We start from the raw sequence: 14,268 nt of genomic DNA on the forward strand, positions 1-14,268 counted from the left end.
GGGCGCAGGTACTCGGCCGGATCCTCGCGCCGCTGCGGCTGCACCTCGCGCAGGGGCGAGACGCCGAGGCTCCAGCCCGGCACCTGGACGGCGGCCGTGGTGAGGCCGGTCGCCGCCTCGCTCGCCAGCGTCAGGGGAAAGCCCGGCACCTCCAGGGTGCGGGCGTCGAGGGCGGCGTAGAAGCTCTGGTAGGTCAGGCGCAGGCGCACCCGACGGGCGCCGGCCACCGGGGCCTCGTCGACCGCCACGGCGCGCAGGTCGAGCCAGTAGGTCACCGGACCGGGCCGGGGCAGCGTCGCGCGCTGCAGCCGGAAGTCGGGATCGGCCAGGATCTCCACCTGCGCCTCGACCAGGTCGCCCAGGAAGATCCCGAAGGGCCGCTTGCTGCGCACCTCGACGGAGCGCACCTGCGCGGCGGCCGTGCCGGCCGTCAGGGCGAGGGGCGCGGCCAGGACGCCCGCGAGGAGGCCGGCCAGCAGGAGGGCGGGACCGCGCGCGCCCATGCTCAGGTCGTCAGCAGGTGGCGGGTGAGCGCCTGGGCGTCGAAGCGCCCGGCGAGCCGGAAGACCCGGCGCGCGAAGGGCGCGGCGGCGCGCTCCAGGGCGGCGATCCGGTCCCGCTCCCGGGCGATCCAGGCCCGGCGCAGGCTCGGGCGCAGCAGGACCACGCGGCGGCCGCCGCCCTCGAGATCGTCGAGTTCGACGAGGCCGAAGGCCGGCAGCGCCTCCGCCTCGGCGGGGTCGGCGAGCAGGATCGGCACCGTGTCGTGCGGCGCCAGGGCGGCGAAGACCCGGGCGATCAGGCTCTCCGGCCAGCGGAAGTCGGAGGCGAGGAAGACGAGCTTCGGCCGCCCGGCGAGCCGCCGCGCGGCCTCGAGCATGCCGGCGCAGCCGCGCCCCGCCCGCTCCGCGCCCGCGACCCGCTCGGCGGCGGCCACGGCCGCGCCCCGGTGGCGGGTGGCGGGCAGGGTGAGGTCGTCGCGCAGGGTCTCGTCGCAGCCGATCAGGCCGAACCCGTCGCTGATCCGGGTCGCCGAGACGGCCAGCGCCCGGCAGAGATCGCCCGTGAGGCGCGCCCGGTCGGCCGTGCCGCGGAAGCCCATCGAGGCCGAGAGATCGACCAGGACCCAGGTCTCGACCGCGGTCCGCGCCTCGAAGCGGCGGACATGCACGCCCTCGAACGGGTCGCGCAGCGTCGCGCGCAGGTCGATGCGGCGCGCATCCGGCAGCTGCAGGAACGGCACCTGATCGCGGAACGGGCCGGCGCCGCCGGCGTCGCGCCCCCGGTGGAGACCGGCCCGGCTGCCGCGCGGCCGCCAGCGCGGCAGGTAGACGATGTCGGCCGTGCGCGGGTCGCTCACGGCGCCGGCACCGTCTCGAACGCGGCCCGGCACAGGGCCGGCACGATCGCGCCGCGCTGCAATTCGTGGACGGGCTCGAGGAAGACCCGGTGGGCCATCACCTCGGTGAAGACCGCCCGCACGTCCTCCGGCACCAGCCAGTCGCGGCCCTCCAGCCACGCCCGCACCCGGGCGGCCCGCACCAGGAAGGCGACGCCGCGCGGCGAGGCGCCCCCCTGCACGAGGGTGGCGGTGTCGAGGCCCGGGAGCCGGATCCCGGCCTCCGCGGGACGGACCAGCGCGTCCCAGAGGGCCACCACGTAGGCCTCGATCGACGGCTCCGCGCGGACGGCGTGCTGGATCGCGGCCGCGATGCCGCCGATCCGGGCGTGGTCGAGCACGCCCTCCGCGACCGCGCCGACGAGGGCGTCGGTGTCGTGGAAGCGCGGGTCGAAGACCAGGCTCCGGCGCACCGCCGCGTCCCGGGGCGCCTCCAGCCCGATCTCCATCAGGAAGCGGTCGCGGGCCGCGGCCGGGAGCTCGAAGGTCTCCTCGCGCTCGACGCGGTTGCGGTCGGCGAAGACCTGCAGGTTCGGGAACGTGTAGGTGCGGCCGAAGGCCTGGACGCTGCGCTCGGCCATCAGCCGGAGCAGCAGGGCGTGCACCTGCGGCCGCGCCCGGTTGATCTCGTTGAAGAAGAACACCGAGAGATCCTCGGCCCGGGCCAGGACCGGGCCGGGATCGACTCGCGGCCGGCCGTCGGGGCCGAGATAGGTGTGGTAGATCAGGTCGGTCGGCATCATGTCGACCGTGCCCTCGACGCGCTCGTAGGCGCCGCCCAGCGCCCGGGCCACCGCCCGCAGCAGGGTGGTCTTGCCGACGCCGACATCGCCCTCGAGCATCACGTGGCCGCGGGCGAAGATCGCGATCGTCGCGAGGCGGATCGCCCGCTCCTGCCCGACAACCGCCTTGGCGACCTCCGCCTCGAAGCGGGCCGCCGCCGCCCGCCAGTCGGTGAGCATCGTGTCTCCGGGACGGAGGGTGTTCATGAGGCGGTGCCTGCGGTGTCGGGCGGGGCGCCGGAGCGGCGGCGCCGGGTAACGGTGCGGCGTGTCGGTGCGGCGCGCGGTGCCGAGCGTCGCTGCGGGCCGGCGCCGCGGCGCGGGCCGGCCCCGGGCCGGTCGGACCGGCCGCGATCAGTTCGACGAGATCTTGGCGACGTCGTACTCGAACTTGCCGGTCTTCTTGGCGTTCTCGATCCGCTTCCTGTTGCGCTCCTCCATCTGCTTGATGGATTCGGCCTGCTTGCTGACCTCCTTCGGGTCGTGCTTGGGATCGTACTTGGTCCCGGCGACCTTCTCGGGGAAGCCGGGCTTCGGCTGCCAGCAATTGCCGGGCGCCTTGCAGGTCTGCCCGTCATAGGCCAGCGCCGGCACCGCGAAGGCCGCCCCCGCGATCAGCATCGCCGCCGTGATCACTGTGCGCATCGTAGATTCCTCCGTCTCTTCCTCGGGCGGCCGGTCGGGCCGTGGGTTCGCCCCGTCTCCCGCGGGGCGCGACTTGCCGAGAGCGGCTAGTCCAGCGGCTTGCACTGGCCGGGCACGTCCTTGGCAAAGGTCTCGCCCTCCTTGAAGGGCTTGTAAGTCTTCTTCTGCTCGTCGGTGAGCCACTCGGCATCCTTCACCGGACCCGTGTAGAGATGACGGATCCAGGCGATGACCTGCAGCATCTCGTCGGGATTGAGATCCTCGTTGTGCGGGCCCATCATGCCGTTGGCGCCGCCCCAGAGGGTCGAGAACAGGCCGACATCGGTCGTGTTCGCCGGGTAGGTCCAGTAATCGTCGTTGAGGCCGGGCCCGACCTTGCCCTCGCCGAGATGGCCGTGGCAGCCGGAGCACGAGGTCAGGAACAGGCTCTCGCCGTTGCGCAGGCAGGACTTGTCGTCGATGTAGAGATTCTTGCCGGTCTGGAAGAAGGTCTTGACCGCCTGCGTGTCCCGCCCGCCCGGCTTGCCCTCGGCCGTGTCCATCGCCTCGCCGGTGATGGTGTTGCGGAAGACGATCCCGGTCTGCGGGCCGGACTGGGGCTGCGCGCGGGCCGCGACGGGCATCGCCGCGGCGAGGGTGAGAAGGGCGACGCGGGCCGAACGTACGATGAGCATCTGTTGAGCGGGTCCTGATGTCCTGATCGACGTCGCGAGCGACGTCTGGTCGATGTCTGGGGCGGTGTCTGCCGCGGTGTCTGGCGCGGTGTCTCGGTCGGCGGCCCGGTCGCGCCGGGCCGGGCGGAGGCGGGGCGGGCGCAGCTCAGTTCGAGGCGACGACCGGCACCCCGTCCTGCTTGAGGATCGCCGCGATCGCCGGCCGGGCCTTCTCGATCCCGGCGTCGAGCGCCTTGCGCAGGGCCTCGTCGTCCTTGCGCACGCCCATCGACTGGTCGAAGACCTGCGGGACCTTGCGGCCGTCGCTGCCGACCGTGTCGGCCGGGACCAGCGTCATGCGCAGGGGCGTCGGGGACTCCTTGACGTAGCGGGCCACGTCCGGGCCGAAGGCGACGCCGACATCGGCCTTGTCGGTGGCGACCTCGCTGACGATGCGGGCCGGGTCGATCTGGGTGTACTGGTTGCGCGGCGAGCGGAAGTTCACCAGCGAGTAGAGGTAGGCCATGTCCTCCTCGTAGCGGCCGATATCCTTGAGCATCGCCTCGCCGGGGGAGCCGAACGGCACCACCATGTGGTCGAGGGTCTTGAGCCGCGGGTCCGACCAGGACTTCACGTCGAGATCCTTGTCGGCGCGGGTGATGAAGACGTAGCCGCTCCGGTAGTACGGCCGGGTGGTCAGCACCCGCGGATCGTCGCTGTCGAGCCCGACGACCACGTCGCAGGTCCGCTTCTCCAGGCCGTCGCGGACGAGGTAGATCGCGGGCTTCGGGAGCCAGACGAAGACGGGCTTCTTCCCCATCGCCTCGGCGACGGCGACGGCGACGCGGTTCTCGAGCCCCGAGCCGTCCTTCATCGAGAGCGGCGGCTGCTTCTCGGAGGCGCAGATCCGCAGGGTCGCGGGGTCGGCCGGCGGCGCGGGCGGGGCCTTGCCGGGCTCCGACTGGATGGCCTGGGCCTCGGATTCCTGGGCCGCCACCGGCCCGGCGGCCAGGGCGGCGAGCGTCAGGACGGCGGCGAGACGGGCCGCCAGGATGCGGGCGCGCGGGCGCGGCATGGACGTTGATCCCTGTTGTCGAAGCGTTTCTTGATGGCGTGTCCGGATGGCGTGTCCGGGGACGGGCGGGGCGCCGGAGGGCCCCCCGCGCGTCGGGATCCGATCCCGAAACCCCGCCGGCCGGAGGCCGACGGGATGCGGGCGGGGTGCGGGTGGCCGTTACTTGGCGGCGTGCTGCGCGTACTCGCCGACGTTCGGGTCGTCGTACGGGCCCTTGCCGTCCAGCGAGAACACCATCACGCCGCCGCCCATCTGGGTGTAGTTGGCGAGCTTCTTGAAGGCGCCCACCGCGCCGAGACCGGCGGTCGGGTCGGCGAGGTCGAACACCAGGCCCACGCCCGGCCAGCCGCCGACGCCGTAGTAGATGGCGACGTACTGCGTGCCCTTGTGGGTGTAGGTGATCGGGTAGCCGATGGCGCCCGACGGCAGCTTGAACTTCCAGAGGAGGTCGCCGTTGTCGGAGTCGCGCGCCTTGATGAAGCCGTCCAGCGTCCCGTAGAGGACGAGGTCGCCGGCGGTCGCGGTGGTGCCGCCCCAGACCGCGAAGCGCTCCATCTTCTCCCAGTTGAACTTGCCGGTGATGGCGTTGTAGCTCTTGATCTGGCCGAGGCCCTCGTAGTTCTGCCGGTCACCCTTCGGGCCCGGATACATGTTCAGCGTCGCACCGACGAAGAACTGACCCGCCCGGTAGGGCAGCATGAAGGGCTCCCAATCCATGCAGATGTGGTTGATGCCCATGTAGAAGGCTTGCCGCTTCGGATCGTAGGAATCGTGACCCTGGTTGTGGTAGCCCATCGCCGAGGGACAGATGTCCTTGGCGAGGTGGTCCATCCGGGTGCCGTATTCCGGATCGCGCACCGGCGTGCCCGTCTTCAGGTCCACCGACTTGAACACGTTGACGGTGTCGTCGATCTTGTTGGCCGAGACCAGCGTGCCGTCCGTCCGGTCGAGGGTGTAGACGATGCCGTTGCGGTCCGGGTGGGTGAGGAGCTTCCTCATCTTCCCGTCCTTGTCCTTCTGGTCGGACAGCATCATCACGTTGACGCCGGCATAGTCCCACTCGTCGTGCGGGGTCTTCTGGTAGCCGAACTTCGCCTCGCCGGTGTCGGCGTCGCGGCCGAAGATCGTCATCGTCCACTTGTTGTCGCCGGGACGCATGGTCTCGTTCCACGGCGCCGGGTTGCCGGTGCCGAAGTAGATCAGGTTGGTGCCCGGATCGTAGGCGTACCAGCCCCAGTTGGTGCCGCCGCCGATCTTCCAGGCGTCGCCCTCCCAGGTCGCGGTGCCGAGGCCCTTCTGGCCGTAATGGGCGTTGTGGATGTTGAAGTCCTTGGCGAGCAGCAGGTCCTCGTCCGGGCCCGTCGCGTAGGCGCGCCAGACCTGCGCGCCGGTCTTGACGTCGTAGGCGGTCAGGTAGCCGCGCACGCCGAGCTCGGCGCCCGAGGAGCCGATGATCACCTTGTCCTTCACCACGTAGGGGGCGATCGTGAGGGTCGAGCCGACCTTGATGTCGGAGTTCTCGACCTTCCACACCGTCTCGCCGGTCTGGGCGTTGAGGGCGGCGACGTTGCCGTCGAGCTGGGTCTTGAGGATCAGCGCCGGGGTCTTGCCGTCGCCGGGCCAGTAGGCGAGGCCGCGGTTGACGAGGTCGCAGCAGGCCACCGAGCGCGCGGCCGGGTTCTGCTTGGGCTTGTCCTGCCAGAGGATCTTGCCCGGATCGTCGAGGCCGAGGGCGAAGGTGTTGTTGGGGAACGAGGTGTGGATGTACATGACGCCGTCGACGACGAGCGGCGCGCCCTCGTGGCCGTTGAGCAGGCCGGTGGAGAACGTCCAGGCCGGCTTGAGCTGCTTGACGTTGCTCTTGTTGATCTGCGTCAGGTCGCTGTAATTGTTCGAGTCGTAGTTCTTACCGGGCATCACCCAGTTCTCGTCGCTCTTCGATTTCTCGATGAGCTTGTCGTTGGCCTGCGCCACGCCCGCCATGGCGACCGGCGCGAGCGCCATGATCGCCAATGCCGAGACGGAATTCCGGAGCCTGATCATCCTGCGTCTCCTCGCCGGACTGCCACGCCGTTTGGCCTCACAGTCATCGTGGTGTTCATTCGACGGCGACACGACTTTCACCGACAAATCCGTCTCTAGCGTCGCGATATCCGGGCTGTTTCCAGTATTCGCTGAGCTTATAAAAGACTTATTATCGTTGTGCGCCGCTTGATTATTCGCACGGCTTGTAATGCGTGTCTTTGCAAAACGAAACATTTCTTTTCGGGATGATCCGGCAACAGAACACCGGAGATCTGGTAAGACCACGCGGGCCTTGACCGCGAGCCGGCCTTCACCCCAGACAGGCCGGAGCGATGTGCGGGCGTGCGGGCCCCGAGCCGTCCGCCGACCCGTTCCGGGAGGACGCCATGGGTCGTGTCACGGGCTGCGCGGCCCGCTCTCTGGCGCTGGCGGCCGGACTCGCGGCCGGGCTCGCCGCTGGACTGGCGGCCCGCCCGGCGTCCCCGGCCCCGGCGCCCGGGACCGGCGGGGAACGCCGTCTCGCGGCGCTCTATCAGCAGGACGGGCGGCGCGAACTGACGGGGGCCGACCTGGACCGCTTTCCCGGCGCAGGCGTCCTGTGGTGCCGGCGCCCGGACGGGATCCCCCAGAAGGCCGCCGCCGCGTGGCTGATCGGGAGCCGGTCCCTCGTGCTGATGAACGCGCACAATTTCCGCAATCGACAACTGGAGGTCACCCGAACCGTCGCCGATTGCTACTTTCAGATCGCCGGCCGGAACTACGCCTTCGTGCCCGACGTCCTGGAACTCGGCGTCGAGCCCGAGGCCCGGCGCCTGCACATCACCGACGACTGGGCGCTGCTGCGCCTCTCCGAGCCGGCCGAGGCGCGGCCGCAGCCGATCCCGGACCCGCCCACCCTTCCGACCGGCGACCTGACGCTCCCGGTGACGATGGTCTCACCGGCCGGGCACGAGAACTACCGGGGCCAGAGCAGCCGGGAATCCTGCGCCGTCCGGCGGATCGATCCGCCGAGCGAGGGCGCGATCCGCCGCGCCCGCCACGATTGCAACGACGGCTACGGCGGATCGGGCTCGGGCCTGTTCGACGCGGAGGGCCGTCTCATCGCGATGCAGAGCGCGTCGCTCTCGATGAACCAGCGGCACGCCTTCGACATCGAGTTCCACTACGGCTCGGCGCTGCTGATCGAGGGCCGGCTCCACGAGGCCCTCAAGGCTCGGGCCCTCGAGACCCGGGACCGCTAGCGCGGGCCGCCGGACTTGCGCGGGAATTCCGGTAAGCCCCCGGTAAGCAAGGCGGCGATTTCCGGACCTGTCCCGGGCGAAGTTCTCGACGGCGATGCGCCGGCACGGCAAAACTTAACGTTGAGCCACGAATCTGGTCCCGCGAGGGAGCCGGTATGCCCGCTGTCGGAACGTTCAGGGTCTGCGCGCCGGGACGGCCGCCGTTCGCGGCGGCCGTGGCAGAGGGCGTGGCCGAGGCGGTCGCGCTGCCATCCGTGCTCGTCACGATGCTGGGCAGCCTGATCGAGGCCTGGCCGCGGCAGATCTACACACAACCGCTGGTGACGACCCGCTTCCTCGGCCAGCGGACCACCTACGTCTGCGATCCCGGCCACATCCGCAGCCTGATGGTCGACCAGGCCGAGGCGCTGGAGCGGGAGCCGTTCATGCTGCGGGCGCTGGCCCCCGCCCTCGGCGCGGGGGTCCTCACCGCGGACGGAGCCCGCTGGCGCCGCCAGCGCAGGACCGCGATCCCGATGTTCCGCCCGGACCGGGTCCGGAGCTTCGTGCCGGCCATGGCCCGGGCCGCCGCCGCGACGCGGGCGCGCTGGCGCGACGCCGACCCGGCCGGGGCCGAGCGGGACATCCTGCGCGAGATGATGCGCACCGCCTTCGACGTCATCGTCGCCACGATGGTCTCGGGCGATCCGCATCTGGAGGTCGAGCCCTTCGGGGCCGCGATGGACGCCTATCTCGGCCAGACCAGCTGGAAGATCGCCCTGGAGATGCTGCGGGCCCCGAGCTGGGTCCCGCATCCGGGAGCCCGGGCCGGGGCGGAGGCGGTGCGCTACCTGCGCGGCGAGGTCGCCCGCACGATCGCGCGCCGCCGGGCCCGCGGCGAGCCCGGCTCCGACCTCCTCGGCCTCCTGCTGCAGGCGCGGGATCCGGAGACCGGGGCGCCGCTCCCCGAGGCGAGCCTCGTCGACAACCTGCTGACCTTCGTGTCCGCCGGCCACGAGACCACGGCCCTGGCGCTGGCCTGGACCTTCCGGGTCCTGGCCGAGCACCCGGAGGTGGAGCGGCGCGTCGTCGCCGAGATGGCGCGCCTCGGCGACGATCTCGCCGCCGATCCCGAGGCCGCGGACCGGCTCCCCTACACCCGCCAGGTGCTCCTCGAGGTGATGCGCCTCTATCCGCCGGCGCCGCTGATCGTGCGGCGGACACGGGCCCCGGTCCGGCTCGGGGACACGGTCGTGCCGGCCGGGCAGTCGGTCCACGTGCCGGTCTACGCCCTGCACCGGCACGCGCTGCTCTGGGACCGGCCGGAGGCGTTCGACCCGGACCGCTTCGCGCCGGAGCGGGCCGCCGCGCTCGACCGCTACGCCTACCTGCCGTTCGGCGCCGGCCCGCGGGTCTGCATCGGTATGAGCCTCGCCCTGACCGAGTGCCTCGTCATCCTGGCGACGCTGCTGCCCGCCTTCCGCCTCCGGCCGGTGACGGCCGAGATGCCGGCGGCGCAGTTCCGCGTGACCCTGCGGCCCAAGGGCGGCCTGACGATGAGGGTCGCGCCCCGCCCCGGGGCCGGCCATGTCGCCTGACATGACCGCGGACGCGTCCGGCCCGCCCGGCGCGATCGAGCCGACCGCGCGGCGGAGATCCTGGCCGGGCCGCGCGGCATCGCTGCTCGGCCGCCTCTGCGGTCCCGACGCCGACGACGCGCTGCCGAACCGCTACCGCCTGCAGGTGCGCGCGGGGCTCCTCGACGAGACGCTGAAGCTCGCCACCTACTCGGCGGTGACGCACCTGATCATCGCGCTGGCCGTCGCGTACTTCTTCTGGGGCTCGGCCTCGCACACCTACCTCCTCGGCCTGCTCGCCGTGGTCGCGGTGCTGATCGCGGCGGCGACCTACGCGACCTGGCTCTACTGGCGCACCCACGGCGACACCGCCTCGGCCGCCACCGTCCGGTGGGGTTGCCGGATCTCCGCCGGCCTGGCCTTCGCCCTGGGCCTCGCCTGGGCGACCCTGCCGGTCGTGCTGTTCGCCCCCTCCGGCGGCGACGCGCGGCTGCTCGTCGTCGCCATCGTGACCGGCCTGATCTCGGACGCCTACGTGGTCGGCCCGCTCCTGTCGGTCTCGTACCTGTTCGCGGTCCCGGTCATCGTCGGCAGCTTCGTCGGGCTGGCCCGGTCCGGGGAGCCGGTCGCGCTCAGCCTCGGCTTCCTGCTCGCGGTCTACGCGATCTTCGTGGTGACGAGCGTGAGGCGCATGAGCCGCCTGTCGCGCCAGCGCATCCTCGACCGCGTGCGGGTCGGGGACCAGAGCGAGACGATCGGGCTGCTGCTCAACGCCTTCGAGGCGAATGCCAGCGACTGGCTGTGGGAGACGGACGGGACCGGGCGGTTCCAGCACGTCTCCACCCGGATGGCGGACGTGCTGGCCTGCCCGGTGCGGACACTCCAGCACGCCTCGTTCCCGGCGCTGCTCGCCGGCCGGGCCGAGGCCTCGCCCAAGGGCTCCCCCGAGATCTCGCCCGAGATCTCCCCCGAGGCCGATCAGAGCGCCGACCTGCTGGACCGCCTCCGGCGGGGCGTCGCCTTCCACCAGCACCTCATCGCCGTCGACACGCCGGCCGGCCGGCGCTGGCTCCGGCTGAGCGGCAAGCCGTTCCTCGATCAGAAGGGGCGCTTCGCGGGCTTCCGGGGTGTCGGCTCCGACGTGACGGAGGCCCGACGGGCGGAAGCGCACATCGCCTACCTGGCCACCCGGGATCCGATGACCGGGCTGTCGAACCGGGTCATGTTCCACGACGTCGCGTCCGAGGTCTGCGCGGCCGCCGCGCAGACCTCGCCACAGGCTCCGGACGCGACGGTCAGCCTGCTCTACCTCGACCTCGACGGCTTCAAGACCGTCAACGACAGCATCGGCCACGCCGCCGGCGACGCCCTGCTGGGGCAGGTCGCCGATCGCCTGCGCGCGCTGCTCCCGGCCGACGCGCAGGCGTTCCGCCTCGGCGGCGACGAGTTCGCGATCCTGCAGCGCGGCCGGGACGGCGCGGCCGCGCGGGCCCTGGCCGAGGCCACGATCGGGGTCCTGCGCGAGCCCTACCTCATCGACGGCGTCCGGGCGGAGATCGGCGTCAGCGTCGGGATCGCCTGCGCCCCCGCGGACGCGACCGAGCCCGAGGACCTGCTCCGGAAGGCGGACCTCGCGCTCTACAGCGCCAAGCAGGGCGGCAAGGGGCGCTGGCGGGGCTTCGACCGCGACCTGGAGGTGCGCGTCCAGCGCCGGCACGAACTCGACGAGGCGATGCGGCAGGCCCTCGCGGACGGCGAGATGGCGCTGCACTACCAGCCGCTGGTCGGCCTGCAGGACGGCCAGGTGGTGGGCTGCGAGGCGCTGCTGCGCTGGACCCGGCCCGGTCTCGGCCCCGTCTCGCCCGCCGAGCTGATCCCGATCGCCGAGGGAACGGGCTTCATCCTCGCGATCGGGCGCTGGGCCCTGCGGCGGGCCTGCGCGGAGGCGCTGACCTGGCCGGCGCGCCTGCGCGTCGCCGTCAACATCTCGTCGGTCCATTTCCGCCGGCCCGACTTCTTCGCCGACGTCGCGGCGGTGCTGAGCGAGACCGGCCTGGCGGCGGAGCGCCTCGAGATCGAGATCACCGAGTCGATCTTCCTGGCCAACACGCCGCACGTGCTGGACAATCTCCGCGCCCTGCGGGCGCTCGGGGTGCGGATCGCCCTCGACGATTTCGGGACGGGCTACTCCTCGCTGAGCTACCTGACGCAGTTCCCGGTCGACAAGATCAAGATCGACCGCGCCTTCGTGCGCGACCTGAGCAGCCGCCCCGAATGCCTGACGGTGATCGAGGCGATCATGGTCATCGCCCGCGACCTGCGCATCGACGTCACGGTGGAGGGCGTCGAGACCGAGCAGCAGGCCGAGCTCCTGCGGCTGCGGCGCTGCAACAGCGCGCAGGGCTTCCTGTACAGCCCGGCGCGGCCGCCCGAGGAGATCCCCGGCCTGATCGAGCGCCTGCCCCGGACGGCGCTCCCGGCGGAGCGGGCCGTCCGCGCGGTCGCCTGAGGGCGGCAGGGCCGGGATCCGGGTTGCCACGCGGGTGCCAACGGCTCTAGCGGGGGACGACCACGCGGAACCGGGACAGAGGCGCGCCATGCCCAAGGTCGTCATCAGCGAGTTCATGGACGAGGCCGCGATCGCGGCCGAACTCGCCGGCCTCGACGTGGTGTACGATCCCGGCCTCGTCGACCGGCCGGAGGACCTCGCCGCCGCCGCCGCCCGGGCCGACGCCCTGATCGTGCGCAACCGGACGCAGGTCCGCGGCGCCCTGCTCGACGCCGCCCGCGACCTCACGGTCGTCGGCCGCCTCGGCGTCGGCCTCGACAACATCGACCTCCCCGCCTGCCGGGCGCGCGGCATCGCGGTCTACCCGGCCACCGGCGCCAACGACGGCGCGGTCGCCGAGTACGTCATCGCCTCCGCGCTGCTGCTCCTGCGCGGCGCCTACGGGGCGAGCGCCGCCGTCGCCGCCGGCGCGTGGCCGCGCAACGCCCTGATGGGCCGCGAGATCGCCGGTAAGCGCCTCGGCCTCGTGGGCTTCGGGTCGATCGCCCGCGAGACCGCCCGGCGGGCGGCGGCGCTCGGCATGGCGGTCGCCGCCCACGACCCGTTCGTGGCCGCGGACGACCCGGCCTGGACCCAGACCTGGACCCAGACCTGGACCCCGGCCTCGGGCCCGGTGGAACGGACCGCCCTCGACGCGCTGATCGCCGGCAGCGACGTGCTCTCGCTGCACGTGCCGCTCACCGACGCGACCCGCGGCCTGATCGACGCGGCGGCGCTGGCGCGGATGCCGACGGGCGCGATCCTGATCAACGCCGCCCGGGGCGGCATCGTGGACGAGGCGGCCGTGGCCGCCGCGCTGCGCTCCGGCCATCTCGGCGGCGCGGCGCTGGACGTGTTCGAGCGCGAGCCCCTCGACGCGGCCGCCGGCGCCGTGTTCGCGGGCGTGCCCAACCTGATCCTGACGCCCCACATCGCCGGCGTGACCCGGGAATCGAACGTGCGCGTCTCCGCCGTAACCGCCGCGGCCGTCCGCCGCCACCTCACGGAGCGCTGAATGCGGGGGATCTGGGCCTTTCGGCCGGAGCGGGCTATCCACGGGAGCCGGCCGCGCGGGGACCGGGACGTCCGGTGCGGGCCGGGAAGGAGCAGAGGATGACCGATCCGGCACGGCGGGCCTTCCTGAAGAGCGCCGCCCTCGGCGCCCTGGCGGCGGGAAGCGGCCTGCGGCCGGCCCGCGCCGACGAGGCGGCGCAGCTGCCCTTCGGCAACGGCGAGCGCCCGCTCGTGGCCTATCCGGGCAAGCGGCCGCTGCTGCAGACCACCGCCCGGCCGCCCCAGCTGGAGACGCCGTTCGCGGTCTTCGACGCGGGCGCGATCACGCCGAACGACGCCTTCTTCGTCCGCTACCACCTCGCCGACATCCCCCTGGAGATCGATCCCGAGGCGTTCCGGCTGAACGTCGGCGGCCACGTCGAGCGGCCGGCCTCGTTCAGCCTCGCGGAGCTGAAGGCGCTGCCCGGCGGGACCGAGATCGTCGCGGTCAACCAGTGCTCGGGCAATTCCCGCGGCTTCTTCGAGCCGCGCATGGCCGGCGGCCAGCTCGCCAACGGCGCCATGGGCTGCGCCCGCTGGACCGGCGTGCCGCTGAGGACCGTGCTGGATCGGGCCGGCGTGAAGGCCGGGGCCGTGCAGGTCGCCTTCAACGGGCTCGACCGCCCGGTCCTGCCGGAGACGCCGGACTTCGCCAAGGCGCTGACCCTCGACCAGGCCGGCGACGGGCAGGTGCTGCTCGCCTGGGGCATGAACGGCGCGGATCTGCCCTGGCTCAACGGCTACCCGCTCCGCCTCGTCGTGCCCGGCTATTACGGGACCTACTGGGTCAAGCACCTCGACACGGTCACGGTGCTGGACAAGCCCTTCGAGGGCTTCTTCATGAAGACCGCCTACCGCATCCCCGACAATGCCTGCGCCTGCACCGAGCCCGGTCAGGCGGCCGCCGCCACGGTGCCGATCGGGCGCCTCAATGTCCGGTCGTTCCTGACGAACCTGACCGACGGCGCGCAGGTGAAGGCCGGTCCGGTCGCCCTGCGCGGCATCGCCTTCGACGGCGGCTCGGGCATCAGGGAGGTCGCGGTCTCGACCGACGACGGCGCCACCTGGACTCGGGCCGCGCTGGGCGGGGATCTCGGCCCCTACGCGTTCCGGACCTGGTCGCTCGCGACCGCGCTCACGCCCGGCGCCCACGCGATCCGGGTGCGGGCCACCGCCAACGACGGCAGCACCCAGCCGACGACGTCGCGCTGGAACCCGTCCGGCTACATGCGCAACGGCGTCGAGACCACCCGGGTGCGGGCGGCGTGAGCGCGAACGGGAGGACCAACGG

Annotated in this window: 11 protein-coding genes and 1 pseudogene; 5 read left to right on the forward strand and 7 right to left on the reverse strand. The window is 72.5% G+C overall.

All coding sequences use genetic code 11. The annotated features are described in order from the left end of the window. The 7 genes and pseudogenes from ME121_RS25915 to ME121_RS25945 form a co-directional block, all read right to left on the reverse strand. Nucleotides 1-503 (reverse strand): annotated as a pseudogene (locus ME121_RS25915) (nonribosomal peptide synthetase MxaA); the annotation flags it as partial. A 2-nt stretch (nt 504-505) separates the two neighbouring features. Then, the gene (locus ME121_RS25920; protein WP_059409877.1) at nt 506-1,360 is read right to left on the reverse strand and encodes a DUF58 domain-containing protein; all 855 of its coding nucleotides are present in this window, start codon (nt 1,358-1,360) and stop codon (nt 506-508) included. Then, complete coding sequence (locus tag ME121_RS25925) at nt 1,357-2,388, reverse strand: AAA family ATPase (RefSeq protein ID WP_024828913.1); 1,032 nt, start codon at nt 2,386-2,388, stop codon at nt 1,357-1,359. Before ME121_RS25925 ends, ME121_RS25920 begins: the two co-directional genes overlap by 4 nt. 147 nt (nt 2,389-2,535) lie before the next feature. Continuing rightward, nucleotides 2,536-2,826 carry a methanol dehydrogenase [cytochrome c] subunit gene (locus ME121_RS25930; protein ID WP_012321128.1) on the reverse strand — a complete coding sequence of 97 codons (291 nt, stop codon included), beginning with the start codon at nt 2,824-2,826 and terminating at the stop codon, nt 2,536-2,538. An 86-nt stretch (nt 2,827-2,912) separates the two neighbouring features. Then, complete coding sequence (moxG, locus tag ME121_RS25935) at nt 2,913-3,500, reverse strand: cytochrome c(L), periplasmic (protein ID WP_012321129.1); 588 nt, start codon at nt 3,498-3,500, stop codon at nt 2,913-2,915. Between the two features lie 145 nt (nt 3,501-3,645). After that, nucleotides 3,646-4,554 (reverse strand): methanol oxidation system protein MoxJ, encoded by a 909-nt coding sequence (gene moxJ / locus ME121_RS25940; RefSeq protein ID WP_024828912.1) that lies wholly within the window; start codon nt 4,552-4,554, stop codon nt 3,646-3,648. Nucleotides 4,555-4,713: 159 nt separating this feature from the next. Then, entirely contained in the window at nt 4,714-6,597 is a 1,884-nt protein-coding gene (locus tag ME121_RS25945; RefSeq protein ID WP_012321131.1) for a methanol/ethanol family PQQ-dependent dehydrogenase, read from the reverse strand. Between the two features lie 368 nt (nt 6,598-6,965). Here ME121_RS25945 and ME121_RS25950 point away from each other — a divergent pair, with 368 nt between their 5' ends. From ME121_RS25950 to sorA, 5 genes are all read left to right on the forward strand, one after another. Beyond that, the gene (locus ME121_RS25950; protein ID WP_076730125.1) at nt 6,966-7,820 is read left to right on the forward strand and encodes a trypsin-like serine peptidase; all 855 of its coding nucleotides are present in this window, start codon (nt 6,966-6,968) and stop codon (nt 7,818-7,820) included. A 155-nt stretch (nt 7,821-7,975) separates the two neighbouring features. Further along, on the forward strand, nt 7,976-9,397 hold the full coding sequence (locus ME121_RS25955) for a cytochrome P450 (RefSeq protein WP_059409869.1): 1,422 nt from the start codon (nt 7,976-7,978) through the stop codon (nt 9,395-9,397). Further along, nucleotides 9,387-11,885 carry a putative bifunctional diguanylate cyclase/phosphodiesterase gene (locus tag ME121_RS25960; RefSeq protein ID WP_029361435.1) on the forward strand — a complete coding sequence of 833 codons (2,499 nt, stop codon included), beginning with the start codon at nt 9,387-9,389 and terminating at the stop codon, nt 11,883-11,885. Before ME121_RS25955 ends, ME121_RS25960 begins: the two co-directional genes overlap by 11 nt. 88 nt (nt 11,886-11,973) lie before the next feature. Beyond that, the gene (locus ME121_RS25965) at nt 11,974-12,939 is read left to right on the forward strand and encodes an NAD(P)-dependent oxidoreductase (protein ID WP_059409870.1); all 966 of its coding nucleotides are present in this window, start codon (nt 11,974-11,976) and stop codon (nt 12,937-12,939) included. A 98-nt stretch (nt 12,940-13,037) separates the two neighbouring features. After that, nucleotides 13,038-14,246, forward strand: coding sequence for a SorA family sulfite dehydrogenase catalytic subunit (sorA, locus tag ME121_RS25970; RefSeq protein WP_012321136.1), 1,209 nt, complete (start codon nt 13,038-13,040; stop codon nt 14,244-14,246). Nucleotides 14,247-14,268 lie beyond the last annotated feature (22 nt).

Source organism: Methylobacterium sp. ME121 (genome assembly GCF_000974725.1).
Lineage (GTDB): Bacteria > Pseudomonadota > Alphaproteobacteria > Rhizobiales > Beijerinckiaceae > Methylobacterium > Methylobacterium radiotolerans.